The organism is Pseudomonas sp. F2 (genome assembly GCF_057174385.1).
In genome coordinates this window covers 760,669-787,016 of record NZ_CM169904.1, presented here as the reverse complement: position 1 = coordinate 787,016, position 26,348 = coordinate 760,669, and the positions used below count along the sequence as shown (strand labels likewise).

Annotated in this window: 22 protein-coding genes and 1 pseudogene; 16 read left to right on the top strand and 7 right to left on the bottom strand. The window is 59.2% G+C overall.

Annotation, left to right across the window (positions count from 1 at the left end; translation table 11 throughout):
* Nucleotides 1–9: 9 nt before the first annotated feature.
* The 4 genes from crcB to AC193Q_RS03320 all read right to left on the bottom strand — a co-directional run bounded on the left by crcB (nt 10) and on the right by AC193Q_RS03320 (nt 5,003).
* Entirely contained in the window at nt 10–384 is a 375-nt protein-coding gene (gene crcB / locus AC193Q_RS03335) for a fluoride efflux transporter CrcB (RefSeq protein ID WP_041074221.1), read from the bottom strand.
* Complete coding sequence (locus AC193Q_RS03330) at nt 384–1,706, bottom strand: replication-associated recombination protein A (RefSeq protein ID WP_003223849.1); 1,323 nt, start codon at nt 1,704–1,706, stop codon at nt 384–386. The genes crcB and AC193Q_RS03330 overlap by 1 nt, the downstream gene beginning before the upstream one ends.
* A 201-nt stretch (nt 1,707–1,907) precedes the next feature.
* Nucleotides 1,908–2,528 carry an outer membrane lipoprotein periplasmic chaperone LolA gene (gene lolA / locus AC193Q_RS03325; protein ID WP_041074219.1) on the bottom strand — a complete coding sequence of 207 codons (621 nt, stop codon included), beginning with the start codon at nt 2,526–2,528 and terminating at the stop codon, nt 1,908–1,910.
* A 66-nt stretch (nt 2,529–2,594) separates the two neighbouring features.
* Nucleotides 2,595–5,003: a DNA translocase FtsK gene (locus tag AC193Q_RS03320; protein ID WP_095666941.1), complete on the bottom strand. Its 2,409-nt coding sequence runs from the start codon at nt 5,001–5,003 to the stop codon at nt 2,595–2,597.
* Nucleotides 5,004–5,312: 309 nt separating this feature from the next.
* On the opposite strand from AC193Q_RS03320, the pseudogene AC193Q_RS03315 reads away from it, so the two are divergent.
* The 4 genes and pseudogenes from AC193Q_RS03315 to infA form a co-directional block, all read left to right on the top strand.
* A pseudogene (locus tag AC193Q_RS03315) lies at nt 5,313–5,818 on the top strand (FAD-dependent oxidoreductase); the annotation flags it as partial.
* 89 nt (nt 5,819–5,907) lie between these two features.
* Nucleotides 5,908–6,588: a leucyl/phenylalanyl-tRNA--protein transferase gene (aat, locus tag AC193Q_RS03310; RefSeq protein ID WP_047295111.1), complete on the top strand. Its 681-nt coding sequence runs from the start codon at nt 5,908–5,910 to the stop codon at nt 6,586–6,588.
* Between the two features lie 57 nt (nt 6,589–6,645).
* Complete coding sequence (locus AC193Q_RS03305; RefSeq protein WP_121184793.1) at nt 6,646–7,353, top strand: arginyltransferase; 708 nt, start codon at nt 6,646–6,648, stop codon at nt 7,351–7,353.
* A 112-nt stretch (nt 7,354–7,465) separates the two neighbouring features.
* Entirely contained in the window at nt 7,466–7,684 is a 219-nt protein-coding gene (infA, locus tag AC193Q_RS03300; RefSeq protein ID WP_002553999.1) for a translation initiation factor IF-1, read from the top strand.
* 1,078 nt (nt 7,685–8,762) lie between these two features.
* Here infA and clpA read toward each other — a convergent pair.
* On the bottom strand, nt 8,763–11,033 hold the full coding sequence (gene clpA / locus AC193Q_RS03295) for an ATP-dependent Clp protease ATP-binding subunit ClpA (protein WP_095666943.1): 2,271 nt from the start codon (nt 11,031–11,033) through the stop codon (nt 8,763–8,765).
* Nucleotides 11,034–11,063: 30 nt separating this feature from the next.
* The gene (gene clpS, locus AC193Q_RS03290; protein WP_011334948.1) at nt 11,064–11,447 is read right to left on the bottom strand and encodes an ATP-dependent Clp protease adapter ClpS; all 384 of its coding nucleotides are present in this window, start codon (nt 11,445–11,447) and stop codon (nt 11,064–11,066) included.
* A gap of 224 nt (nt 11,448–11,671) precedes the next feature.
* Between clpS and AC193Q_RS03285 the strand changes: the two genes are divergently transcribed.
* Nucleotides 11,672–11,953 (top strand): cold shock domain-containing protein, encoded by a 282-nt coding sequence (locus AC193Q_RS03285; RefSeq protein ID WP_483879132.1) that lies wholly within the window; start codon nt 11,672–11,674, stop codon nt 11,951–11,953.
* Between the two features lie 79 nt (nt 11,954–12,032).
* Here AC193Q_RS03285 and icd read toward each other — a convergent pair whose 3' ends face one another.
* Nucleotides 12,033–13,289 (bottom strand): NADP-dependent isocitrate dehydrogenase, encoded by a 1,257-nt coding sequence (gene icd / locus AC193Q_RS03280; RefSeq protein ID WP_041073239.1) that lies wholly within the window; start codon nt 13,287–13,289, stop codon nt 12,033–12,035.
* Between the two features lie 480 nt (nt 13,290–13,769).
* On the opposite strand from icd, the gene AC193Q_RS03275 reads away from it, so the two are divergent.
* The 11 genes from AC193Q_RS03275 (at nt 13,770) to AC193Q_RS03225 (ending at nt 26,296) form a co-directional block, all read left to right on the top strand.
* The gene (locus AC193Q_RS03275; protein WP_476284247.1) at nt 13,770–15,995 is read left to right on the top strand and encodes an NADP-dependent isocitrate dehydrogenase; all 2,226 of its coding nucleotides are present in this window, start codon (nt 13,770–13,772) and stop codon (nt 15,993–15,995) included.
* A 196-nt stretch (nt 15,996–16,191) separates the two neighbouring features.
* On the top strand, nt 16,192–16,638 hold the full coding sequence (locus AC193Q_RS03270) for an NUDIX hydrolase (RefSeq protein WP_041073236.1): 447 nt from the start codon (nt 16,192–16,194) through the stop codon (nt 16,636–16,638).
* A 59-nt stretch (nt 16,639–16,697) separates the two neighbouring features.
* Nucleotides 16,698–17,822 (top strand): tRNA 2-thiouridine(34) synthase MnmA, encoded by a 1,125-nt coding sequence (mnmA, locus tag AC193Q_RS03265; protein ID WP_003223826.1) that lies wholly within the window; start codon nt 16,698–16,700, stop codon nt 17,820–17,822.
* Complete coding sequence (gene hflD, locus AC193Q_RS03260; RefSeq protein ID WP_003223824.1) at nt 17,819–18,442, top strand: high frequency lysogenization protein HflD; 624 nt, start codon at nt 17,819–17,821, stop codon at nt 18,440–18,442. The genes mnmA and hflD overlap by 4 nt, the downstream gene beginning before the upstream one ends.
* A gap of 127 nt (nt 18,443–18,569) precedes the next feature.
* Complete coding sequence (gene purB / locus AC193Q_RS03255) at nt 18,570–19,940, top strand: adenylosuccinate lyase (protein WP_047291732.1); 1,371 nt, start codon at nt 18,570–18,572, stop codon at nt 19,938–19,940.
* Nucleotides 19,941–20,026: 86 nt separating this feature from the next.
* Complete coding sequence (locus AC193Q_RS03250; protein WP_041073232.1) at nt 20,027–21,199, top strand: ribosomal protein uL16 3-hydroxylase; 1,173 nt, start codon at nt 20,027–20,029, stop codon at nt 21,197–21,199.
* Entirely contained in the window at nt 21,192–21,617 is a 426-nt protein-coding gene (locus AC193Q_RS03245; RefSeq protein ID WP_003223818.1) for a GNAT family N-acetyltransferase, read from the top strand. Before AC193Q_RS03250 ends, AC193Q_RS03245 begins: the two co-directional genes overlap by 8 nt.
* Before the next feature lie 278 nt (nt 21,618–21,895).
* Nucleotides 21,896–22,657: a secretin N-terminal domain-containing protein gene (locus tag AC193Q_RS03240; protein WP_047291730.1), complete on the top strand. Its 762-nt coding sequence runs from the start codon at nt 21,896–21,898 to the stop codon at nt 22,655–22,657.
* Nucleotides 22,658–23,130: 473 nt separating this feature from the next.
* Nucleotides 23,131–24,456, top strand: coding sequence for an isocitrate lyase (gene aceA / locus AC193Q_RS03235; RefSeq protein WP_041073228.1), 1,326 nt, complete (start codon nt 23,131–23,133; stop codon nt 24,454–24,456).
* Between the two features lie 741 nt (nt 24,457–25,197).
* Nucleotides 25,198–25,611, top strand: a complete 414-nt coding sequence (locus AC193Q_RS03230) for an NADH-quinone oxidoreductase subunit A (protein ID WP_003223812.1) — start codon at nt 25,198–25,200, stop codon at nt 25,609–25,611.
* A 10-nt stretch (nt 25,612–25,621) separates the two neighbouring features.
* A complete protein-coding gene (locus AC193Q_RS03225) occupies nt 25,622–26,296 on the top strand; it encodes a NuoB/complex I 20 kDa subunit family protein (protein WP_003223809.1) in 675 nt (224 codons plus the stop codon).
* Nucleotides 26,297–26,348: the final 52 nt, after the last annotated feature.

Genomic DNA, 26,348 nt, shown 5'->3' with positions numbered 1-26,348 from the left:
TTCTCGTTATCAAAGTTTGGTCAAGGACAGGCCGGCCCATGTCGCGAGCAGCCCGCCGAATACGCTGATCGCCGCATAGCCCAGGGCCAGCGGCACTTGCCCGCTTTCCAGCAGGCGCACCGTATCCAGTGAAAAGGATGAAAAAGTCGTCAGCCCCCCGAGGAAGCCGACCATCAACCCGGCGCGCACCTCGATCGGCACCTCCGGGCGTATCAAAAACAGGCCGTACAACACGCCAATCAGCAGACAGCCCACGATATTAACGGCCAGCGTCGCGGTATAGAAGTGCCGCGGCCAATTGGCGTTGACCCAATTAGCGGTGGCGAAGCGCAACAGCGTGCCGGCGATTCCGCCGACGGAGACCGCAACAATCAATGGAAGCACTATTTTCTCCGCTGTCTTGGGCTTAAACGGTCGAGTTGGGCGAGGTGGTTGAGCTTCTCGCCGATCTTCAATTCCAGGCCACGGGGCACCGGTTGATAGAACGGGATCGGCTCAAGCTCTTCCGGGAAATAGTCTTCACCGGCAGCGTAGGCATCGGGCTCGTCGTGGGCGTAGCGGTATTCGTCGCCATAGCCCAATTGCTTCATCAGTTTGGTCGGCGCATTGCGCAAATGCAGCGGCACTTCCAGCGAACCGTACTCGGCAGCCGCGCGCAGCGCGGTCTTGAAGCCCATGTACACCGCGTTGCTTTTCGGCGCACAGGCGAGATAGGTGATGGCCTGGGCCACCGCCAGTTCGCCTTCCGGGCTACCAAGACGCTCCTGCACTTCCCACGCCGCCAGGCACAGGCTCAGCGCGCGCGGATCGGCGTTGCCGATGTCTTCGCTGGCCATGCGCACCACGCGTCGCGCCAGGTACAACGGATCGCAACCGCCATCGATCATCCGCGCGAACCAGTACAGCGCGCCATCAGGGTTGGAACCGCGTACCGATTTGTGCAGCGCGGAGATCTGGTCGTAGAACGCTTCGCCGCCCTTGTCGAAGCGCCGTCGGGTGTCGCCGAGCAGGCTTTGCAGCAACTCGGTGCCCATTTCGCTGTTGTCTTCGGCCAGGTCCGAAGCGTTCTCCAGCAGATTGAGCAGGCGCCGGCCATCGCCATCGGCGGCCGACAGCAGCATCTGGAAGCCCTCATCGCTGAGGGTCAGGTTGCGCTTGCCCAGGCCACGCTCTTCGGTGAGTGCGCGGTGCACCAGTTTGCGCAGTGCTGTCTCGTCGAGGCTTTTCAGCACATAGACGCGAGCCCGCGACAACAGCGCGTTGTTTAATTCAAACGAAGGGTTTTCAGTGGTGGCGCCGATGAAAATCAGCGTGCCGTCTTCAACGTAGGGCAGGAAGGCATCCTGCTGCGATTTGTTGAAGCGGTGCACTTCATCGACGAACAGAATCGTGCGCTTGCCGTACTGGCCGGCCTGCTGCTTGGCGATTTCCACCGCCTGACGGATTTCCTTGACCCCGGCGAGCACTGCCGAGACCGTTTCGAAATGCGCGTCCGAGACTTCCGCGAGCAAGCGCGCCAGGGTGGTCTTGCCCACACCCGGCGGCCCCCAGAAGATCATCGAATGCAGGGCACCCTGCTCCAGCGCCTCACGCAGAGGCTTGCCGCGAGCGAGCACGTGCTCCTGACCGACGTACTCATCCAGATTGGTCGCGCGCAAACGCGCGGCCAGCGGCTGGGCAATCGGTGCACTGCGAAACAGATCCATCACGTAGCGTTGAAACCTCTGATTGTCTGAAACCGGTTGGAATACCTGTGGACACCTGTTGGTGACCCTGTGTTGAGGGGGTTTATCCCCGATGGACTACGCAGCAGTCACCTTTTTTGGGGCTGCTTTGCAGCCCATCGGGGATAAATCCCCTCGCCACAAAGGCTCCAAGCCACAAGAACCCGACCCGGGGTCCGGGGTTTATTCCTGGATAACGTCAGCACCCTTCGGGATGTCGAACTTGAACTTCGACGCCGGCACCGCTTCGTTGGCCTTGACCCCGGTGAACAGAATGTTGGTGCGCTGGCCGACGCTGTCGATCAGTTGCATGTCATTCACCAGGCCGTTGCGGAACGACAGACGCAGACTGTCGAACAGAGTGTCCTTGGTCTTCGGCTTGAGGGTGAAGTCGATCACGCCGCCCGCCTCTTTGGCACTGATCTCAAAGCTCTGGCTGATCTTCGACACGTCACCGGAGAGCAGCAGCGCCGGGGTCTGAGTCAGACGCTCGTCGAGTTTCTTGATGGTCGCCTGCTCCAGATCCGGGTCCCACAGGGTGACCTTCTTGCCGTCGGAAACCATGGTCTGCTCGTTTGGCGCTTCGGTGTGCCAGTAGAACAGGCCCGGACGCTGCAGGACCATATCACCGCGAGTTTCCTGCAACTGGGTGCCGCTGCCGTCGAGGGTCAGCTGGGAGAAGTTCGCGGTCAGGGTTTTCGATGTTTCCAGCAATTGAGTCAGACGCGCCACGTCCTTGTCATCGGCGTGGGCCGTGAGCGTGGTCAGCGCCAGTACTGGCAACAGCATGCGGATAAGACGCATGGGAGTCCTCTTGAATACTCGTTGGGAGAGCGGCGGCACATCATTGTCCCGCCTCTTGCTTGGCAATCAGTCGCGCACCGGGCCGGGGGCCAGAACTTCACGCGAACCGTTGGTGTTCATTGAGGTGACGACCCCGGCCATTTCCATGGCTTCGATCATGCGCGCGGCGCGGTTGTAACCGATCTTCAGCTTGCGCTGTACCGCAGAAATCGACGCCCGGCGGCTTTCCAGCACGAACTGCACGGCTTCGTCGTAGAGCGCGTCGGTCTCGGCATCATCACCGTCGCCACCACCGCTGCTGCCTTCAAAGCCGCTGCCCGCCTCTTCGACACCGTTGAGGATGTCATCGTTGTATTCCGGTGCGCCACGCAGTTTCCACGCTTCCACCACGCGGTGTACTTCATCGTCGGAAACGAACGCGCCGTGTACCCGGATCGGCAGGCTGGTGCCCGGCGGCATGTAGAGCATGTCGCCGTGACCGAGCAGTTGCTCGGCACCGCCCTGATCGATGATGGTCCGCGAGTCGATCTTGCTCGACACCTGGAACGCCATACGGGTCGGAATGTTGGCTTTGATCAGACCGGTGATCACGTCCACAGAAGGACGCTGGGTCGCGAGGATCAAGTGGATACCGGCGGCACGTGCCTTCTGCGCGATACGGGCGATCAGTTCTTCGACCTTCTTGCCGACGATCATCATCATGTCGGCGAATTCGTCGACCACCACAACGATGGTCGGCAGCTTCTGCAGCAATGGCGCTTCGTCGTGAATGCTTTCGCGCTTGTACAGCGGGTCGCTCAACGGCTCGCCGGCGTCCTGGGCTTCCTTGACCTTGGCATTGAAGCCCGAAAGGTTACGCACGCCCATCTTCGCCATCAGCTTGTATCGGCGCTCCATCTCGGCAACGCTCCAGCGCAGGGCGTTGGCGGCGTCCTTCATGTCGGTCACTACCGGGCACAGCAGGTGCGGAATGCCTTCGTAGATCGACAGCTCGAGCATTTTCGGGTCGATCATGATCAGTTTGGCGTCGTCCGGGCCGGACTTGAACAGGATCGACAGGATCATCGCGTTCACGCCCACCGACTTACCGGAACCGGTGGTACCGGCCACCAGCAGGTGCGGCATCTTGGCCAGGTCGGTGATGACCGGTTTGCCGCCAATGTCGTGGCCCAGGGCCAGAGTGACCGGCGACTTGAAGTTGTCGTACTCGGGGGTCGACAGCACTTCGGAGAAACGCACGATCTGCCGGTCCTCGTTGGGAATCTCGATACCGACCGTGGTCTTGCCCGGAATCACCTCGACCACGCGCACGCTGGTCACCGCCAGCGAACGTGCGAGGTCTTTGGCCAGGTTGGCGATGCGGCTGACCTTGACGCCAGCGGCAGGCTGAATTTCGTAACGGGTAATCACCGGTCCAGGATGGATCGAATCCACGGTGACTTCGACGCCGAACTCCTTGAGCTTGATCTCCAGCAAGTGGCCGACGGCAGCCAGGGATTCCGGCGAATAATTGAGTTGTTTCTTTTCCGCCGGATCGAGAATCGAGATCGGCGGCAAAGTACCTTCCACGGCGCTGTCGACGAACAACGGCACCTGCTTCTCTTTCTGCACGCGCTTGCTTGGCTCCGGTGCTTTGACCGGCGCCGGGGCGATGACCGGGGGCACCTGCTTCTCGCGATCCGACATGTGCTTGCTCAAGGCCTGCTCGCGCTCGATCAGGCGCTCCTTGACCTTGGCCTGTTCACGTTTGTCGGTGACGGTCGGCGCCACGACGTCGTGGACGCGGTCATCAACCTCACGCAACTGCGCGACCAGTTGCTTGCGCTCGGTACGGGCCGACCACCAGCGGTTGATCGCGCCCTGAAACAGTTCGAACAGGTCGAGGGTGATCTTGCCGGTGACGTCCATCACCTTGAACCACGACAGGTCGGTGAACACCGTCAGGCCAAACAGGAACAACGCGATGAACAGCAGCGTGCTGCCCTGGATATTCAGCGCGTTGCGCGCCAGATCACCGAGACTTTCGCCCAGCGCCCCGCCCGCACCCGCCGGCAGACCGGTGGCAGCATGGAAATGGATATGCGCCAGCGCAGCGCCGGACAGTACCAGGAACACCAGACCGATCAGGCGCCAGGAGAACAGCCAGCCGCTCCACTGCCACGGCTCGTGACGCTGACGGAAGATCTGGTAGGCCTTGACCGCGAGCAGCAGCGGGAAAATATATGCGAAATAACCCAGCACCATGAACAGGATATCGGCGCTGTAGGAGCCGGCCGGGCCGCCGAAGTTCTGCACGTCGTCGATCTTGCTGTTGTGGCTCCAGCCCGGATCGTCCTTGCCGTAGGTCAGCAGGGCCATCATCAGGAACAGGCACAAGGCACCGATGGCGATCAATGCACCTTCCTTGAGCCGGTAGTGCAATTGCTGGCGCCAGAGCGGAACGACTGTTTTTGGTGCTGCGGTGGATTTCTTCAAAACGCTTCTTTTCCTGCGCCCAAGGCGCGTCCATCTATTGAATGACGATAAAAAACTGCCCAATCCAGGCAGGTAAAAAAGTGAACCGGCGCATCTGAGACTACTTTTAACACTGTGCCGCAGCTTTTATAAACACAGCTATAAACACAGCGCTCTACAAATATTCTGTAACAGCCCGGCATTGTACGGGTTTGCGCGGCTGATGCCATGCTTCAAACCCCTTAGCTGAGCATAGCCAACCGCACAAATCCTGCGGTTCAATTTGAGCATGCATTGTCTTTTGTGACAAAGGCTTATGAGGTGTATTTGATGAACGCAGCGAAGCATTCACGCCTGATCATTCCTGGCTCCGGCCCTGCCGGCTACAGCGCCGCCGTATACGCCGCCCGCGCCAACCTCAAACCGGTGGTCATTACCGGCTTGCAGGCGGGTGGTCAGCTCACCACCGTCGAAGGCGACAATTGGCCCGGCGACGTCGAAGGCCTCACCGGCCCGGTACTGATGGAGCGCATGCAGAGACACGCCGAACGCTTTGCCACCGAGATCGTTTACGACCACATCCACACCGCCAAGTTGCAGCAGCGCCCGTTCGAACTCATCGGCGACAGCGGCACTTATACCTGCGACGCCCTGATCATCGCCACCGGCGCTTCGGCGCAGTATCCGGGACTGCCCTCGGAAGAAACCGTCGCGAGCAAAGGGGGTCGGCTCGTGCGACCTGTGACGGCTTTTTCTACCGCAATCAGGTGGCCGCCGTAGCGGACGGCGGCAACACTGCCGTCGAGGAAGCCGTGTACCTGTCGAACATTGCGAAGTATCTGGACGACATTCCTGTCATTTAACGGCACACTTTATCGCGGGCCTCGGGCCCGCACCGCCCTCCCCTTCTGCAAGCCTGGACGCCATGCTGACTTGGTTACAACGCAACTCCCTGACTTTCCCGCCTTTGGAAAAGGCCATGCGCGATCCCAATGGATTGCTGGCCGCCGGTGGCGACCTGTCCGCCGACCGCCTGGTGCAGGCTTACCGACACGGCTGTTTTCCATGGTTTTCCGAGGGCCAGCCAATCCTCTGGTGGTCGCCGGATCCGCGCACCGTTCTGTTTCCCGACGAACTGCATGTCTCGCGCAGCCTCGGCAAGCTGCTGCGCAAGCAACGCTACCAGGTGACCTTCGATCGGGATTTCGCAGCCGTGATTCGCGCCTGCGCCGCGCCCCGGGACTACGCCGACGGCACCTGGATCACCGAAGCCATGCAAGACGCCTACCTCGAACTGCACCGCCGCGGCTTCGCCCACTCGGTCGAGGTCTGGGATGAGGGACAACTGGTCGGTGGCCTGTATGGCCTGGCGATGGGTCAGCTGTTTTTTGGTGAATCGATGTTCAGCCGCGCCGACAACGCCTCCAAATATGGCTTTGCCACGCTGGTGCAGCATCTGAAAGAGGCGGGATTCGTTCTGATTGATTGCCAGATGCCGACCGATCATCTGCACAGCCTCGGCGCCCGGGCGATCCCCCGCCACGAATTCGCCAACTACCTGGCCCGCCACCTGGATCAATCCAGTCGCGCCACCTGGGTTTGCTGAGCGACTTTTGCGCGCGTGGCTTACACTTAATTCACCAGCTTATCCCGAGGGTTGATCATGACCGAGTTGGCGCGCTTGAAGTTCTATGCCACTCAGCCTCATTCCTGCAGTTATCTGCCCGAGGAGCAGGCGACGACGCTGTTTCTCGACCCGAGTCAGCCCATGGATGTGCACGTCTACGCAGACCTGTCGGAAATGGGCTTTCGCCGCAGCGGCGATCATCTGTATCGACCCCATTGCCAGAACTGCAATGCGTGCGTGCCTGCACGCATCCCGGTATCGCAGTTCAACCCCAACCGCCAGCAGAAACGCATTTTCAAACGCAATGCCGATCTGCAGGTGCGCCCGGTGAAACCGCATTTCAGCGAAGAATATTTCGACCTGTACCAGCGCTATATCGAACAGCGACACGCCGACGGCGACATGTACCCGCCAAGCCGCGACCAGTTCTCGACCTTTCTGGTGCGCGACCTGCCTTTCTCGCGCTTCTATGAATTTCGACTCGACGGACGGTTACTCGCCGTTGCTGTGACCGATCTGCTGCCCAACGGCTTGTCGGCGGTCTACACCTTTTACGAACCTGACGTGGAGCGCCGCAGCCTGGGGCGCTTCGCGATCCTGTGGCAAATCGCCGAAAGCCAGCGCCTGGGGCTGGAAGCGGTGTATCTCGGATACTGGATCAAGAACTGCAAAAAGATGAACTACAAGACCCAATATCGCCCCATCGAATTGCTGATCAATCAGCGCTGGGTAATCCTGAACTAATCGCAAGCCCTAAACCCCTTGGCTTGAACCCCCTTTTTCGGGCACAATGCACGCCGCTTTTGCCTGGCGCAGTTGCACCGGGCCATTCATTGGACACCGAGGGCTTTACTGCATGTCGAAAGAAGACAGCTTCGAAATGGAAGGCACTGTCGTCGACACCCTGCCCAACACCATGTTTCGTGTGGAGTTGGAAAATGGGCACGTCGTAACCGCGCATATCTCCGGCAAGATGCGCAAGAACTACATTCGTATTCTTACCGGTGACAAAGTGCGCGTCGAGCTGACGCCCTATGACTTGAGCAAAGGGCGCATCACTTACCGCGCTCGCTAATCAAGTCAATACAAGACGCCCGGTTTATGCCGGGCGTTTTTGTTTGTCTGGGATTTGGTTTTTTGTTTTGCGGGCATATCCGTTGCTGCGGTGATGGCTTCTGGCGGTTTCGCTCTTACAGCGAGTCACCTTTTCCAAACGCCGAAAAGGTAACCCAAAAGGCTTTGCCCCGGCGTACGGCACTTCGCTGAGGCTCAGTGTTCCCTCGCTACGGTGCCCATCCGGGGGCATCGCCTACGGTTTGCTTCGCTGCACCTCCTCTCGATGTATGCGGCTTCGCCGCATGGCGCTGCGCGCCTACCCCCCGGATGGACACCTACGCTCGGCCTGCCGAAGGGGCTGAAGATCAAAAGCCAGGTCAAGAGCCAAAGCCAAAGCCAAAGCCAAAGCCAGAGCCAGAGCCAGAGCCAGAGCCAGATCAAAAGATCGCAGCCTTCGGCAGCTCCTACAGGGGATTGGGTGTATTCAGTTAGAAATTTGGTCGGCTGTCAGGCCGCCATCGCTGGCAAGCCAGCTCCCACAGTGGGATCGGGTGTCATCAGTTAGAAATTGGTCGGCTGTCAGGCCGCCTTCGCTGGCAAGCCAGCTCCCACAGTGGGATCGGGTGTCATCAGTTAGAAATTGGTCGGCTGTCAGGCCGCCATCGCTGGCAAGCCAGCTCCCACAAAAGTCACAGCAGACCGCACCCGCTTTTCACCACTCAACACGATGAGCGTTAGCTCGAGTACCGCTCTTGATCTGAGGGCCCGTCGGCAGGCTGAGTGGAGGGGTTTATCCGGGGGTGGGAGCGCAGCGACCGTTTGGCGCAGCCAAACACAGCGAGAGGAGGTGCAGCGAAGCAAACCGTAGGCGCTGCCCCCCCGGATGAATCCCGGAGCGAAGGAACCCGAGCCTAAGCGAGGGCCGAACGTCAGGGTAAAGCCTTTTTGGTTACTTTTGAGGCGTTTGTCAAAAGTGACCCGCCGTCAGGGCGGAACCCTAAGCAGCCGCTACCGCAGCAACGGATATACACCCAAAAACATCAGACAACAAAAAGGCGCCCGAAGGCGCCTTTCGCTTTACAACAGACCAACAACCGTCAGGCCATCTCAGCCGTGGTTTCGAAGTCAAACGTCAACTCACCATCCTTGATGTCGATGTGCACCACACCGCCATGCTCGGCCAGCTCGCCAAACAGAATCTCCTCCGCCAGCGGACGCTTGATCTTGTCCTGGATCAGACGCGCCATCGGACGTGCGCCCATCGCCGAGTCATAACCACCCGCCGCCAGCCAGCTACGCGCGGCATCAGTGACCTCAAGCAGCACACGCTTGTCTTCCAGCTGCGCCTGCAGTTCGGTAAGGAACTTGTCCACCACACTTTTGATGACCTCATGGCTGAGGCGACCAAACTGGATAATGGTGTCCAGACGGTTACGGAATTCCGGCGTGAAGCTCTTCTTGATCACTTCCATCGCATCAGACGAATGATCCTGATGAGTGAAACCGATCGAAGCACGCGCCGCAGTTTCGGCACCGGCGTTGGTGGTCATGATCACGATCACATTGCGGAAATCCGCCTTGCGCCCGTTGTTGTCGGTGAGCGTGCCGTGGTCCATCACCTGCAGCAGCAGGTTGAAGACTTCCGGATGCGCCTTCTCGATTTCATCGAGCAGCAATACGCAGTGCGGTTGCTTGGTGATCGCTTCGGTCAACAGACCGCCCTGATCAAAGCCGACATAGCCCGGAGGCGCACCGATCAGACGCGATACGGTGTGACGCTCCATGTACTCGGACATGTCGAAGCGCACCAGTTCGATGCCCAGCGCCTTGGCCAGTTGCCGCGCGGCCTCGGTTTTACCGACACCGGTGGGCCCTGCGAACAGGAACGAACCGACAGGCTTGTCAGGCGACTTGAGCCCGGCACGAGACAGCTTGATCGCGGTCGACAGCGAATCGATCGCCGCGTCCTGACCAAATACCGTCAGTTTCAGGTCACGCTCCAGATTGCGCAGCAATTCCTTGTCGGAGCTGGTGACATGCTTCGGCGGAATCCGCGCGATTTTCGCCACGATGTCTTCAACCTGTGGCACGTCAATGCGCTTCACGCGCTTGTCGGCCGGCTGCAGACGCTGGTAGGCACCCGCTTCGTCGATCACGTCGATGGCCTTGTCCGGCATGTGCCGGTCATTGATATAACGCGATGCCAGTTCAGCAGCCGCGCGCAACGACTCATCGCTGTATTCGATGTTGTGGTGCTGCTCGAAACGCCCCTTCAGGCCGCGCAGGATACCGATGGTGTCCTCCACCGACGGCTCGACGACATCGACTTTCTGGAAGCGTCGTGCCAACGCACGATCCTTCTCGAAGATGCCGCGAAATTCCTGGAACGTGGTCGAGCCGATGCAGCGGATGTCGCCAGACGATAGCAGCGGCTTGAGCAGGTTCGAGGCATCCATCACGCCACCGGACGCGGCACCCGCACCGATGATGGTGTGGATCTCGTCGATGAACAGGATCGCCTGCGGACGTTTTTTCAGTTCATTGAGCAGCGCCTTGAAGCGCTTCTCGAAATCACCGCGATACTTGGTGCCTGCAAGCAGAGCGCCGAGGTCGAGCGAATAGACGACGCTGTTGGCCAGCAGATCCGGCACCTGGTTGTCGACAATGCGCTTGGCCAGGCCTTCGGCAATCGCGGTTTTACCCACGCCCGCCTCGCCCACCAGCAGCGGATTGTTCTTGCGTCGACGCGCAAGGATCTGCGCGACACGCTCGACTTCCGTCTCACGACCGACCAGCGGATCGATCCGACCCTGGCGCGCAAGTTCGTTGAGATTGCTGGCATAAGCGTCCAGCGGATTGCCTGAAGAAGAAGACTCACCGCCCTCGTCGTCCTGCATATCTTGTTCACCTTCAGAGTGATCGCCATGCCCCGGCACCTTGGAGATGCCATGGGCGATATAGTTGACGACATCAATGCGCGCAACGCTCTGCTGTTTCAGCAGGAACACGGCCTGACTCTCTTGCTCACTGAAGATTGCAACCAGCACGTTGGCGCCAGTCACTTCGCGTTTGCCCGAGCTCTGTACATGAAAAACAGCACGTTGCAGTACACGCTGGAAGCCCAGGGTTGGCTGGGTTTCGCGATCTTCGTCGTGGACGGGGATCAATGGCGTGGTTGAGTCGATGAACTCCTGCAGGTCGTGCTTGAGTTTGTCGAGGTTTGCGCCGCAGGCACGCAATACGGTGGCGGCAGCCTCATTGTCCAATAGGGCCAGCAGCAGGTGTTCGACGGTCATGAATTCATGACGCTTCGAACGAGCCTCCTTGAAGGCAAGATTGAGGGTGACTTCGAGCTCGCGGTTTAACATAGCTTCACCTCATACCCAAGTGGTCGGCGATTAACCGTCCTTCTCGATTTCACAGAGTAGCGGATGCTGGCTTTCCCTGGCGTACTGGTTGACCTGCATGGCCTTTGTCTCGGCGATGTCGCGGGTAAACACTCCACATACTGCCCGTCCTTCTGTGTGAACGGCCAGCATGACCTTGGTCGCCAGCTCGCGATTCAGGTTAAAAAACACCTCGAGCACTTCGACGACGAAATCCATCGGTGTGTAGTCATCGTTGAACAAAACCACCTTGTACATCGGCGGCGCCTGTAACGCAGGCTTTGCTTCCTGAACAGCAACGCCTGCCGAATCGTCGTCGTGCTCCTGTGGAAGATCCTTCTGGAGAAGCGGGCGATCCTGATTGAATGTTAGTCGAATCTGGCTGATTGCATGCATGGAAAGAAAGGTTCGTCAGTTGTGCAAATACAGTGGTGGGGGCGGCTGTACACCTTTTCAACTCCGACTGCCCGGTCACCTTGACTATCGGGAAAACGGTGTTACAACCAATAGAGCCCACAGTGGGTAAAAAAGATCCGCGGAGTCAATCTTTTTAACGGATTCGATTGCGGATGAATTGGATGATACTCCAGCGATGGAGACTGTTGCAGAGGGATTTGAGCATGGCTGTCGGCAAGGTGAAATGGTTCAACAATGCCAAGGGGTTCGGTTTCATTAACACCGACTCCCGCGAGGGGAAGGACGAGGATGGCAAGGACATCGATTTCTTTGCCCATTACTCCGCCATTGAAATGGACGGGTACAAAACCCTTAAAGCCGGGCAAGAAGTCAAATTCGAGATCGTGCAAGGGCCCAAAGGCCTGCACGCCACAAAAATTCAGAATGTCGAGGCCGCAAAAGATAGTGCCTCGACAGCCGCTCATCACCAATCCGTGACCAGCTGAAGCCAACCGGACACCTGCCAGAAAACAAACCGCCCGGCTCGATCACTCGAGCCGGGCTGTTTTGTTGCAACTGCCTTTCTTACATGTGCTTGACGATCGCTTCACCGAAGCCCGAAGAAGACACCAGCGTGGCGCCTTCCATCAGACGTTCGAAGTCGTAAGTCACGGTCTTGGCCTTGATGGCGCCATTGGTGCCCTTGATGATCAGGTCAGCCGCTTCGGTCCAGCCCAGATGACGCAACATCATCTCGGCCGACAGAATCACCGAGCCCGGGTTGACCTGGTCCTTGCCGGCGTACTTCGGCGCGGTACCGTGGGTCGCCTCGAACATGGCCACGGTGTCGGACAGGTTGGCGCCCGGCGCAATACCGATACCGCCCACTTCAGCCGCCAGGGCATCGGAGAGGTAGTCACCGTTGAGGTTCAGCGTGGCGATCACATCGTATTCGGCCGGACGCAGCAGGATCTGCTGGAGCATGGCGTCGGCGATGGCATCCTTGACGATGACCTCACGGCCGGTTTTCGGGTTCTTGAATTTCATCCATGGGCCGCCATCGAGCAGTTCGGCGCCGAATTCTTCCTTCGCCACCTCGTAACCCCAGTCCTTGAAGGCACCTTCGGTGAATTTCATGATGTTGCCCTTGTGCACGATGGTCAGCGACTTGCGGTCGTTGTCCACCACGTATTGCAGGGCCTTGCGCACCAGTCGTTTGGTGCCTTCCTTGGAAACAGGCTTGATGCCGATACCGCAATCCTGGTCAAAACGGATCTTGGTGACGCCCATTTCTTCTTTCAGAAACTTGATGACCTTGGTGGCCTCAGGGGAGCCGGCCTTCCACTCGATGCCGGCATAGATGTCTTCGGAGTTCTCGCGAAAGATCACCATGTCGACGTCGCCAGGCTTTTTCACCGGGCTCGGCACGCCTTCGAACCACACCACAGGGCGCAGGCAGACATAGAGGTCGAGCTGCTGGCGCAGGGCCACGTTGAGGGAGCGGATGCCGCCACCGACCGGGGTGGTCAGCGGGCCCTTGATGGAGACCACGTAATCCTTGACGGCGTCCAGGGTTTCCTGGGGCAGCCAGGTATCCTGGTCATAGACCTGAGTCGCTTTTTCGCCAGCATAAACCTCCATCCAGGAAATCTTGCGCTTGCCCCCGTAGGCCTTGGCCACGGCAGCATCAACCACTTTGATCATCACCGGGCTGACGTCGACGCCAATGCCGTCACCTTCAATGAAGGGGATGATCGGGTTATCAGGAACATTGAGAGAATGGTCTGCATTGACGGTGATTTTGTCGCCGACGGCTGGAACCTGAATCTTCTTGTAACCCATGCTGAACTCCATTGTTTGGATTGAACATCTGGCTTGGTTCGAGCGTAACCCAGTTAAATCAACACGCAAACCCTCTGTTCACGACGCGGGCACATCTGGTTTCGTACAAGCCTGAAAGCAAAGGGAAAAGCGCCAAACTCAAGCATTCCCGGCGACTCTACGCCCCACCCCGCCCTGCGACCTTTAGACCAATGGACGAGACCGGTTGCATATGAACCATCGGCAGATTGCCAGCTACCTATGTATAATGCCGCCCGCTGACCAAAGGGTCACGACGGCTGGCCTCTCTAGCACGAGACTTTCCGCCTGATTGGTCGGGTTGTTACCGCAGCCTGACTGCTTGACGCTCAACGATGCACCCAACATCACCGCGAAGATTCTCGACATTCGGTTCATGGATGACTTTGAACGAACGCGCTTACCCGGCGCCCCTCGAGTTTCTGCGCACGCTTTAGCAAAGAAGAGAGAGTTAATCCGAATATGCCCACCCGCTCGAAGATCATCTATACCTTCACCGACGAAGCTCCAGCCCTCGCCACCTATTCCCTGCTGCCGATCATCGAGGCTTACACCGCCTCGGCCGATATCGCCGTGGAAACCCGCGATATCTCTCTTGCAGCACGCATCCTGGCCAGCTTCCCCGAGCAACTGGGCGACAAAGCCGTAGCCGACCACCTCGCCGAACTGGGCGCCCTGGCCGTTACGCCTGAAGCCAACATCATCAAGCTGCCGAACATCAGTGCTTCGGTACCTCAGCTGCAAGCGGCAATCAAAGAGCTGCAAGCCCAGGGTTACAACCTGCCGGACTACCCGGAAACCGTGACCAACGACGCCGAAAAAGAAGCCAAGGCGCGTTACGACAAGGTCAAGGGCAGCGCCGTGAACCCGGTTCTGCGTGAAGGTAACTCCGACCGCCGCGCTCCGCTGTCGGTCAAGAACTATGCGCGCAAGCACCCGCACAAGATGGGCGCCTGGGCCAAAGACTCCAAGTCCCACGTCGCTCACATGAGCACCGGCGATTTCTACGGCAGCGAAAAAGCTGCCCTGATCGACGCCGCTGACGCTGTGAAGATCGAGCTGATCGCCAAAGACGGCACCGCCACCGTCCTGAAAGAAAAAACCAGCGTTCAGGCCGGCGAGATCCTCGACTGCGCCGTGATGAGCAAAAACGCCCTGCGCGCGTTCATCGCCGCTGAAATCGACAGCGCCAAGGCGCAAGGCGTACTGCTCTCAGTGCACCTGAAAGCGACCATGATGAAGGTTTCCGACCCGATCATGTTCGGCCAGATCGTTGCCGAGTTCTATAAAGACGCCCTGACCAAGCACGCTGACGTGCTGGCCCAGATCGGCTTCAACCTGAACAACGGCATTGGCGATCTGTACGCGCGCATCAAGGCCCTGCCGGCCGAGCAGCAAGCGCAGATCGAAGCCGATATCGCCGCGGTCTACGCCGCGCGTCCGTCGCTGGCGATGGTCAACTCCGACAAGGGCATCACCAACCTGCACGTGCCGAGCGACGTCATCGTCGACGCCTCGATGCCGGCGATGATCCGTGACTCCGGCAAGATGTGGGGCACCGACGGTCAGCTGCACGACACCAAGGCAGTGATCCCGGATCGTTGCTACGCCACCATCTACCAGGCCGTGATCGAAGATTGCAAAGCCAATGGCGCGTTCGATCCGACCACCATGGGCAGCGTGCCAAACGTTGGCCTGATGGCGAAGAAAGCCGAAGAGTACGGCTCGCACGACAAGACGTTCCAGATCAAGGCTGACGGCGTGGTTCGCGTCACCGACAGCAAGGGCAACCTGCTGATGGAACAGGCTGTTGAAGCCGGCGACATCTTCCGCATGTGCCAGACCAAAGACGCGCCGATTCAGGACTGGGTCAAACTGGCCGTCAACCGCGCTCGCGCCAGCAGCACCCCGGCGATCTTCTGGCTGGACCCGATGCGCGCCCACGACGGCGTGGTCATCGAGAAGGTTCAGGCGTACCTGAAGGATCACGACACCAGCGGCCTGGACATCCAGATCATGACGCCGGTCGATGCCATGAAGTACACCCTGCAGCGCACCCGCGAAGGCAAGGACACCATTTCGGTGACCGGCAACGTCCTGCGCGACTACCTGACCGACCTGTTCCCGATCATGGAACTGGGCACCAGCGCCAAGATGCTGTCGATCGTGCCGCTGATGAACGGCGGTGGCCTGTTCGAAACCGGCGCTGGCGGTTCGGCACCGAAGCACGTGCAGCAACTGGTCGAAGAAAACTTCCTGCGCTGGGATTCGCTGGGCGAATTCCTCGCGCTGGCAGCGTCCCTCGAGCATTTGGGTGTGAATTACAACAACCCGAAAGCACTGGTTCTGTCCAAGACCCTGGATCAGGCCACTGGCCAGTTCCTCGACAACAACAAGTCGCCATCGCGCAAAGTCGGCAACATCGACAACCGCGGCAGCCACTTCTACCTGGCGCTGTACTGGGCTCAGGCCCTGGCCGCCCAGACCGAAGACGCGGCACTGCAAGCGCAGTTCGCGACGCTGGCCAAAACCCTGACCGAGAACGAGGCGACCATCGTTGCCGAACTCAACGCCGTGCAGGGCAAGCCAGTGGACATCGGTGGTTACTACCACGCCGACGCCGAGCTGATCAGCAAGGCCATGCGCCCAAGCGCAACCTTCAACGCGGCGATTGCTGCGCTGGTTTAAGGTTGTAAGGGAACATCACAAACCCCGGCCCTGTGCCGGGGTTTGTGTTTCCAAACACAACACGAAACCCTGTGGGAGCTGGCTTGCCAGCGATAGCGGTGGATCAGGCACCTTCAATGGTGAATGATAAGCCGCCATCGCTGGCAAGCCAGCTCCCACAGTGAATCGGTTAAACCTGGATATTGAGGAAGGTTTTATGGAATGGCTCCCCCACATCACCGTCGCCACCATCGTCGAAGACAATGGCCGCTTCCTGATGGTCGAAGAGCACAAGGCCGGGCGTAACGTGCTGAACCAGCCCGCCGGCCATCTCGACCCGGACGAAACCCTGATTGACGCCGCCATCCGCGAAACCCTTGAGGAAACCGGCTGGGACGTCGAACCCACCGGCGTGATCGGGATTTACCTGTACACCGCGCCGAGCAACGGCGTGACGTATCAACGCGTGTGCTTCAGCGCCAAAGCGGTGAAACACCACCCGGACTATCAACTCGACGACGGCATCGTCGGCGCCAAGTGGTTGACCCGCAGCGAATTAATCGCCCAGCGCGACAATTGGCGCAGCGAGCTGATCATCCGCTGCATCGACGACTATCTGGCCGGCCATCACTTCAGTCTGGAACTGATCCGCCCTTCTCTTTAGCCTTGAGGCCGTGAGCCTGCTAGAATCGCGTCCTTTTTCAAGACACTCATTGAATCCCTATGCGTGATCCAGCCCCTTCTGACACATCCAAGAAGCGCGTCATTGTCGGCATGTCCGGCGGCGTGGACTCTTCCGTTTCCGCTCTCCTGCTGATCGAGCAGGGTTACGAGGTGGAAGGCCTGTTCATGAAGAACTGGGAAGAAGACGACGGAACGGAATACTGCACCGCCATGGATGACCTGGCGGATGCCCAGGCCGTGTGCGACAAGATCGGCATCAAGCTGCACACCGCCAACTTTGCCGCCGAGTACTGGGACAACGTGTTCGAGCACTTCCTCGCCGAATACAAGGCCGGTCGCACGCCGAACCCGGACATCCTGTGCAACCGCGAGATCAAGTTCAAGGCGTTCCTCGACTACGCCATGATGCTTGGTGCCGACCTGATTGCCACCGGCCACTACGTGCGCCGTCGTGACATCGATGGCCGCACCGAACTGCTCAAGGGCCTCGATCCGAACAAGGACCAGAGCTATTTCCTGCACGCCGTCGGCGGCGAACAGATCGCCAAGACCCTGTTCCCGGTCGGTGAACTGGAAAAGCCCGAAGTGCGCGCCATTGCCGAGAAATACGAGCTGGCGACCGCCAAGAAGAAGGATTCCACCGGAATCTGCTTCATCGGTGAACGACGCTTCAGTGATTTCCTCAAGCAATACCTGCCGGCGCAACCGGGCGAGATCAAGACCACCGAAGGCGAAGTCATCGGCCGTCACCACGGCTTGATGTACCACACCATCGGTCAGCGTCAGGGCCTGGGTATCGGCGGTCTGAAAGATGCTGGCGACGAGCCGTGGTACGTGTTGCGCAAGGATCTGGACACCAACGAGCTGATCGTCGGTCAGGGCAACAACCATCCGTGGCTGTTCTCCAGCGCCCTGCTCGCCTCGGAAATCTATTGGGTCAACCCGATCGACCTGAGCCAGCCACTGCGCCTCACCGCCAAAGTGCGTTATCGCCAGAGCGACCAGGCTTGCACCCTGGAAAAAACCGCCAGCGGCTATCGCGCGGTGTTCGACGAGCCGCAGCGCGCTGTCACCCCGGGCCAGTCCGTGGTGTTCTACGACGGTGAAATCTGCCTCGGCGGCGGCGTGATCGAAGTTGCCGAGCCGTGGAGCGGCCAGGCATGAGCCCGACTCAGGAGCAACTGACGGCGCTGGGCGGCGTGTTTCTCGCCGCCGTGCTGGTCGACCGGATCGCCAAGACCGGGCAGACCAGCGAGGCCGGCCTGAGCTGCATGCTTGGCAGCCTGCTGGTACGCGACCCGAAGGACACACTGGATGTGTACGGCGGCGACGACCTCAATCTGCGCGAAGGCTACCGTGCATTGATCGGCGCTCTTGAGCGCGACCCCAGCACCCTGCAGCGCGAGCCGCTGCGCTACGCCCTGTCGATGCTCGGCCTTGAGCGGCAATTGGCCAAACGAGACGACATGCTCGACACCATCGGCAAGCGCTTGCCGCAGATCCAGTCACAGGTCGAACATTTCGGCCCGGCCCACGAAAACGTGATCGCCGCTTGCGGTGCGCTGTATCAGGACACCTTGAGCACACTGCGCCAGCGGATTCAGGTGCATGGCGACATGCGCAACCTGCAACAACCGAGCAATGCCTCGAAAATCCGCGCTCTGCTGCTGGCCGGCATCCGTTCGGCGCGCCTGTGGCGACAGCTCGGCGGCCACCGCTGGCAGTTGGTGATCAGCCGGCGCAAGCTGCTCAAAGAGCTGTATCCGTTGATGCGCAGCGAGTAAATCGTCGCGCGATAAAAGTTTTGTAGTCTGTAGCGCGTAATACGCCGGTCAGTTGGCAACGGACCGGCGGATTTTTTCATGTATGATACGCGCCCCATTTCGTTGCCCGACTGTCCGAGAACACCCCATGCAGCTCTCTTCGCTCACTGCGGTTTCCCCTGTTGACGGCCGCTACGCCGGCAAAACCCAGGCCCTGCGCCCGATTTTCAGCGAGTACGGCCTGATCCGTGCCCGCGTCCTGGTTGAAGTGCGCTGGCTCCAGCGCCTGGCCGCCCACGCCGGTATCCCGGAAGTGCCCGCCTTCTCCGCCGAGGCCAACGCCGTTCTGAATGAACTGGCTGAAAACTTCTCGCTGGAGCACGCCGAGCGCGTCAAAGAGATCGAGCGCACCACCAACCACGACGTCAAGGCGATCGAATACCTGCTCAAGGAGCAGGCGGCCAAACTGCCGGAGCTGGCCAAGGTCAGCGAGTTCATTCACTTTGCCTGCACCAGTGAAGACATCAACAACCTGTCCCACGCCCTGATGCTGCGCGAAGGCCGTGACGACGTGATGCTGCCGCTGATGCGCCAGACTGCCAACGCCATCCGCGAACTGGCGATCCGTTTCGCCGACGTGCCGATGCTGTCGCGCACTCACGGCCAGCCGGCCTCCCCGACCACGCTGGGCAAAGAGCTGGCGAACGTGGTTTACCGCCTCGAGCGTCAGATCGCTCAAGTCGCTGCCGTGCCGCTGCTGGGCAAGATCAACGGTGCCGTGGGCAACTACAATGCGCACCTGTCGGCCTACCCGCAGATCGACTGGGAAGCCAACGCCCGCGCGTTCATCGAAGACGAGCTGGGCCTGGGCTTCAACCCGTACACCACACAGATCGAACCGCACGACTACATCGCCGAGCTGTTTGACGCCATTGCGCGCTTCAACACCATCCTGATCGACTTTGACCGTGACATCTGGGGCTACATCTCCTTGGGTTACTTCAAGCAGCGCACCATCGCTGGCGAAATCGGTTCGTCGACCATGCCGCACAAGGTCAACCCGATCGACTTCGAAAACTCCGAAGGCAACCTGGGCATCGCCAACGCACTGTTCCAGCACCTGGCGAGCAAGCTGCCGATCTCCCGCTGGCAGCGCGACCTGACCGACTCCACCGTACTGCGCAACCTCGGCGTGGGCTTCGCTCACAGCGTGATCGCCTACGAAGCCAGCCTCAAAGGCATCAGCAAACTCGAGCTCAACGCCGACAAGATTGCTGCCGATCTGGACGCTTGCTGGGAAGTATTGGCCGAGCCGATTCAGACCGTAATGCGCCGCTACAACATCGAAAACCCGTACGAGAAGCTGAAAGAACTGACCCGCGGCAAGGGCATCAGCCCTGAAGCGCTGCAGACTTTCATCGACGGCCTGGACATGCCAGCCGAAGCGAAAGCCGAGCTGAAACAGCTGACCCCGGCCAACTACATCGGTAACGCTGTAGCGCAAGCCAGACGCATCTGATTCACCGCTTGACCCGTTTGAGACGCCCGGCCGCGCCGGGCGTTTTTATTCCCGTCTGAAAAATGCTTTTTTTCAATAGGTTACACATGAATCCTGATACTCCTCTTCAACTTCTGGGCGGTCTTACGGCGCGCGAATTCATGCGCGATTACTGGCAGAAAAAGCCGCTGCTGATCCGTCAGGCCATTCCTGACTTCGAAAGCCCGATCGACGCCGACGAACTGGCCGGCCTGGCCCTGGAAGAAGAGGTCGAGTCGCGCCTGGTGATCGAGCACGGCGAGCGCCCGTGGGAGCTGCGTCGCGGCCCGTTCGCCGAAGACGAATTCAGCAAACTGCCGGAAAAAGAGTGGACTTTGCTCGTTCAGGCCGTTGATCAATTCGTCCCGGAAGTCAGCGAACTGCTGGAAAACTTCCGCTTCCTGCCGAGCTGGCGCGTCGATGACGTGATGATCAGCTTCGCCGCTCCGGGTGGCAGCGTCGGTCCGCACTTCGACAACTACGACGTATTCCTGCTGCAAGGCCACGGCAAGCGCAACTGGAAGATCGGCCAGATGTGCGACTCCGAGAGCCCGCTGCTGCAACACGCGGATCTGCGCATCCTCGCCGAATTCCACGAAACCGAAGAGTGGGTGCTGGAACCGGGCGACATGCTCTACCTGCCACCGCGCCTGGCCCACTGCGGTGTCGCGGTCGACAACTGCATGACCTACTCGGTCGGTTTCCGCGCGCCGAGCGCCTCTGAAGTGTTGACCCATTTCACTGACTTCCTCAGCCAGTTCCTGACTGACGAAGAACGCTACACCGACGCCGATGCGAAACCGGTCAGCGATGATCCGCATCAGATCCAGCACGACGCACTCGGCCGCCTGAAAAGCCTGCTCGCCGAACACATGAGCGACGAACGCCTGCTGCTGACCTGGTTCGGCCAGTACATGACCGAGCCGCGCTACCCGGAACTGGTGGTCGGCCCGGAAGACGTTGAAGAAGATGACTTCCTCAATGCCCTGCAGGACGGTGCGGTGCTGATCCGCAACCCGAGCGCGCGCCTGGCCTGGTCGGAAGTCGATGACGATCTGCTGCTGTTCGCCAGCGGTCAGAGCCGTTACCTGCCGGGCAAGCTGCGCGAGTTGTTGAAGATGATCTGCGCCGCCGATGCGCTGCACGTCGACAACCTCGGCGAGTGGCTGAACGACGAAGACGGTCGGGGCCTGCTGTGTGAGCTGGTCAAACAGGGCAGCCTGGGATTTGCCGATGAATAAGATTCGCGTACGTGTCGCAGACTGGCAAAAGGACAACGCCGAGATCCGGCGCATTCGTGAAACGGTGTTCATCGCCGAACAATCAGTGCCACCCGAGCTTGAATGGGACGCCGATGACGCGACCGCCGTGCATTTTCTGGCGTTCGAAGGCGACTTTCCGATCGGCACCGCCCGCCTGCTGCCCGACGGGCACATTGGCCGGGTGTCGGTACTGAAGGACTGGCGCGGGATGAAGGTGGGCGATGCGCTGATGCAAGCGGTCATCGCCGAAGCCGAAGCCCGCGGCCTGCAGCAGCAGATGCTCAGCGCGCAGGTACAGGCCACAGCGTTCTATGAGCGCCTGGGCTTCAGCCTGGTCAGTGAGGAATTCCTTGAAGCCGGGATTCCGCATGTCGATATGGTTCGGCATTCGGCTTGATCAGTAGAGCTCCTGAGACCTCCATTGATTTTGTGATCTCTGGAGATCCTGTGGTGAGGGGATTTATCCCCGATGGGTCGCGGAGCGGCCCCAAAATTTCAGGTCTGCTTCGCAGCCATCGGGGATAAATCCCCTCACCACAAAGGCCCTTGAGCGCCCACTCAAAACGCCCCGCCATTTTCGGATGCCGGGGCGTTTTGCTGTCTACGATTCAACTTGCCCCACCCCGGGCCGACAAACTGGCAATATCAAGCCTTTCGAAAGCGGAGATAACGGACATGTCCCTACGCACCCTGCTCACCACCCTGCTGCTCGGCTGCAGTTTTTCGGTGATGGCAGCCACAGAAATCGTGCCCCTCAATTACCGCACCAGTGCCGATATGCTGCCGATGGCGCAGGACTTCATCGGCAAGGACGGTCAGGTCAGCGCCTATGGCAATCAACTGATCATCAAGGCCGAGCCGGACAAGATCCAGGAACTCAAGGCGCTGATCAGTCAACTCGACACTGCGCCCAAACGCCTGCTGATCACGGTCGATACCAATGAAAACAACGACCGTGGCGATGAAGGCTACTCGGTCAACGGCGCCCAGCCGAACCAGACCCGCATCATCAGCCGCAGCACCGCCAGCCGTGATGGCGGCGTGCAGCAGGTGCAAGCCACCGACGGCATGCCGGCGCTGATTCAAGTCGGTCAAAGTGTGCCGATCACCAGCAGCCAGACCAACTCCTACGGCGATTACAGCAGCCAGACGCAATACCGCAACGTCACCCAGGGTTTCTACGTGACCGCGAGCGTTACCGGCGACATCGTTCACCTGGCAATCAGTACCAACCGTGACCGCATGAGCCAGGAACGTCCCGATGTAGTGAACGTGCAAAGTACCGACACAACAGTCAGCGGACGCCTGGGCGAATGGATCACTCTCGCCGGGGTGAATCGCCAGACTCAGGCCGACAAACAGGGGCTGACCCGCAGCTACTCGACTCAAGGCCGGGATGACATGACCTTGCGGGTCAAAGTCGACTCTCTGGACTAAAGCACCGAAAACTGACTGATTAGTCGTATTAGACGAAAGATGTAGTGCTTGAAAAAAAGCACTACAAAACGTTTGACGAGCCAAAAAAGCGAAGGCATGATGGCCTCGCTCCCGCTAATCAGAGGCCCTGGCAAGGGCCTTCGAAGTGACGTCCGCACCTACCCCGCGAACCGCTTCGTGTCTGTACCGCCCACAAGGTGTGTTTGACGAGGTTGCCGACTGGAACGAAGTTGTCCCGAGGGACGGAAGCGTAATTAGGTAACCCGGCTTCACGCTGTAGAACGTATAAAGGCCCACGACGCCCGAATGCGCACGCAGTCCGCCACTACCTGCTCACTTCCCCTCGAGCCCATCGTTCATCCCGTCGCCTACCCCGCCGAACCCGACCTGACCGCCTAAGCTTCTGGTCAGCGAGCGCAGGAATTTTCCACCGCAGAACAACTTTTCATAAAGACGCGACGAGGTTTATCTCCATGGCACTGACACGCGAACAGCAAATTGCAGCCCTTGAAAAAGACTGGGCTGAAAACCCGCGCTGGAAAGGCGTGACTCGCACTTACTCCGCTGCTGACGTCGTCCGTCTGCGTGGCTCGGTTCAACCTGAGCACACCTTTGCAAAAATGGGCGCCGAGAAGCTGTGGAACCTGGTGACCCAGGGTGCCAAGCCGTCCTTCCGCCCAGAGAAAGATTTCGTCAACTGCATGGGCGCCCTCACCGGCGGCCAGGCTGTTCAGCAGGTCAAGGCCGGCATCCAGGCGATCTACCTGTCGGGCTGGCAGGTGGCTGCGGACAACAACTCCGCAGAATCGATGTACCCGGACCAGTCGCTGTACCCGGTGGACTCGGTGCCAACCGTGGTCAAGCGCATCAACAACTCGTTCCGTCGTGCCGACCAGATCCAATGGAAAGCCGGCAAGAACCCGGGTGACGAAGGCTACATCGACTACTTCGCGCCAATCGTGGCTGACGCCGAAGCCGGTTTCGGCGGCGTACTGAACGCCTACGAACTGATGAAGAGCATGATCGAAGCAGGCGCCGCCGGCGTGCACTTCGAAGACCAGCTGGCTTCCGTGAAGAAGTGCGGCCACATGGGCGGCAAGGTGCTGGTTCCGACCCAGGAAGCCGTACAGAAGCTGACCGCTGCTCGTCTGGCTGCCGACGTTGCTGGTGTACCGACCATCATCCTGGCCCGTACCGACGCCAACGCTGCCGACCTGCTGACTTCCGACTGCGACCCGTACGACCAGCCGTTCGTGACTGGCACCCGTACCCAGGAAGGTTTCTACAAGGTTCGCGCCGGTCTGGACCAGGCCATCGCCCGTGGCCTGGCCTACGCACCGTACGCCGACCTGATCTGGTGCGAAACCGCCAAGCCGGACCTGGAAGAAGCCCGTCGCTTCGCCGAAGCGATCAAAAAGGAATACCCGGACCAGATCCTGTCGTACAACTGCTCGCCTTCCTTCAACTGGAAGAAAAACCTGGACGACGCAACCATCGCCAAGTTCCAGCGCGAACTGTCCGCGATGGGCTACAAGCACCAGTTCATCACCCTGGCCGGCATTCACAACATGTGGCACAGCATGTTCAACCTGGCGCACGACTACGCCCGCAACGACATGACTGCCTACGTGAAGCTGCAGGAGCAGGAATTCGCTGACGCCGCCAAGGGTTACACCTTCGTGGCTCACCAGCAGGAAGTGGGCACCGGCTACTTCGACGACATGACCACCGTAATCCAGGGCGGCACGTCCTCGGTCACCGCGCTGACCGGTTCGACCGAAGAAGAACAGTTCCACTGATTCGGCTTCGCTGAGCAAACGGCCTTTGCGGATCGTATAAAAAGCTAACCGCAAAGCCGCAAGACTGACGCCCCGACTGGTTCGGGGCGTTTTTTTGCCCGCAGAATTCCACCGCCCTGCAGGAACTGCCGCAGGCTGCGATCTTTTGATCTTGTCTTTAAAAAGCAAAGCCAAAAGATCGCAGCCTTCGGCAGCTCCTACAAAGGGTAGATCCTGCAACGACCCTTGTGGGAGCGAGCCTGCTCGCGAAAGCGTAGTGTCGCCTGCACATGCGGCGACTGACCCACCGCATTCGCGAGCAGGCTCACTCCCACAGGTTTCGTCTTCAGCCCCCGAGACAAAACATTGACCCAGAGCGGTATAGACGACACAAAAATCAGCTAAAACGCTCGCCACCGCTACTTGCAGTAACAGGCATATAAGACAACTTTCTGTTTACTGCACCGCTAAACAGTTACAAAACCAGTGCAAACGATATCAATTATCATTTAGCAGCAACTATGTTCGTTACATTTCCCACAAAACATAATTCGCCAAAACCTGGCTAATGCCCGCACTGCAAGGGCTACAGGGCACCGGAGGTACGCTATGTCCTTATTCCAATAAATAATTTCGCTATAGGAATTTTACTTGCCGGGTGTTTAGCCATAAAATCAGCGCGATTGATTGCTGCGACATATCGTCACTGCCTATTTCTTTATCAAGCTCAGAGACCTTTGCTCTCTGTTAAGGATTACCAGCATGCCCGAAGCGACAGGACTCATGGCCCACAACTGGGGCTTTGCCATTTTCCTTCTGGGTGTCGTCGGCCTGTGCGCCTTCATGCTTGGCGTCTCCAGCCTCCTCGGGTCAAAAGCCTGGGGCCGCAGCAAAAACGAACCGTTCGAGTCCGGCATGCTACCTACAGGTGGCGCCCGCTTGCGGCTCTCAGCCAAATTCTATCTGGTCGCGATGCTGTTCGTGATCTTCGATATCGAAGCCCTCTTTCTCTTTGCATGGTCTGTGTCCGTCCGCGAAAGCGGCTGGACCGGATTCGTCGAAGCTCTCGTTTTCATAGCAATTCTGTTGGCAGGTCTTGTCTACCTGTTCCGAGTGGGCGCCCTTGACTGGGCTCCGGAAGCTCGTCGCAAGCGGCAGGCGAAGCTGAAACAATGAGGCTTTGGCAATGCAATACAATCTCACCAGAATCGACCCCGATGCTCCTAACGAGCAGTATCCGATCGGCGAACGGGAAACCGTTTCCGATCCGTTAGAGGATCAAGTCCACAAAAACATTTTCATGGGCAAGCTCGAAGACGTGCTGAGTGGCGCGGTCAACTGGGGGCGTAAAAACTCCCTGTGGCCGTACAACTTCGGCCTTTCGTGCTGCTACGTGGAAATGACCACCGCCTTCACGGCGCCCCACGACATCGCGCGCTTTGGCGCCGAAGTTATCCGGGCATCACCGCGTCAGGCCGACTTCATGGTTATCGCCGGTACCTGCTTCATCAAGATGGCGCCGATCATTCAGCGTCTCTACGAGCAGATGCTCGAACCGAAGTGGGTGATCTCCATGGGTTCGTGCGCCAACTCCGGTGGCATGTACGACATCTACTCCGTGGTTCAAGGGGTGGACAAGTTCCTGCCCGTGGACGTCTACGTACCTGGCTGCCCGCCTCGTCCGGAAGCATTCCTTCAAGGCTTGATGCTGTTGCAGGAATCGATCGGACAGGAGCGTCGTCCGCTTTCCTGGGTCGTTGGCGACCAAGGCGTCTATCGCGCCGACATGCCTTCGCAGAAGGAACAGCGCCGCGAACAGCGAATCGCAGTCACCAACCTGCGCAGCCCTGACGAAGTCTGATCCAGTCTGTTTCAAAGAAACGAGAAGCTGGCTTCATTCTTTACGTTGACCG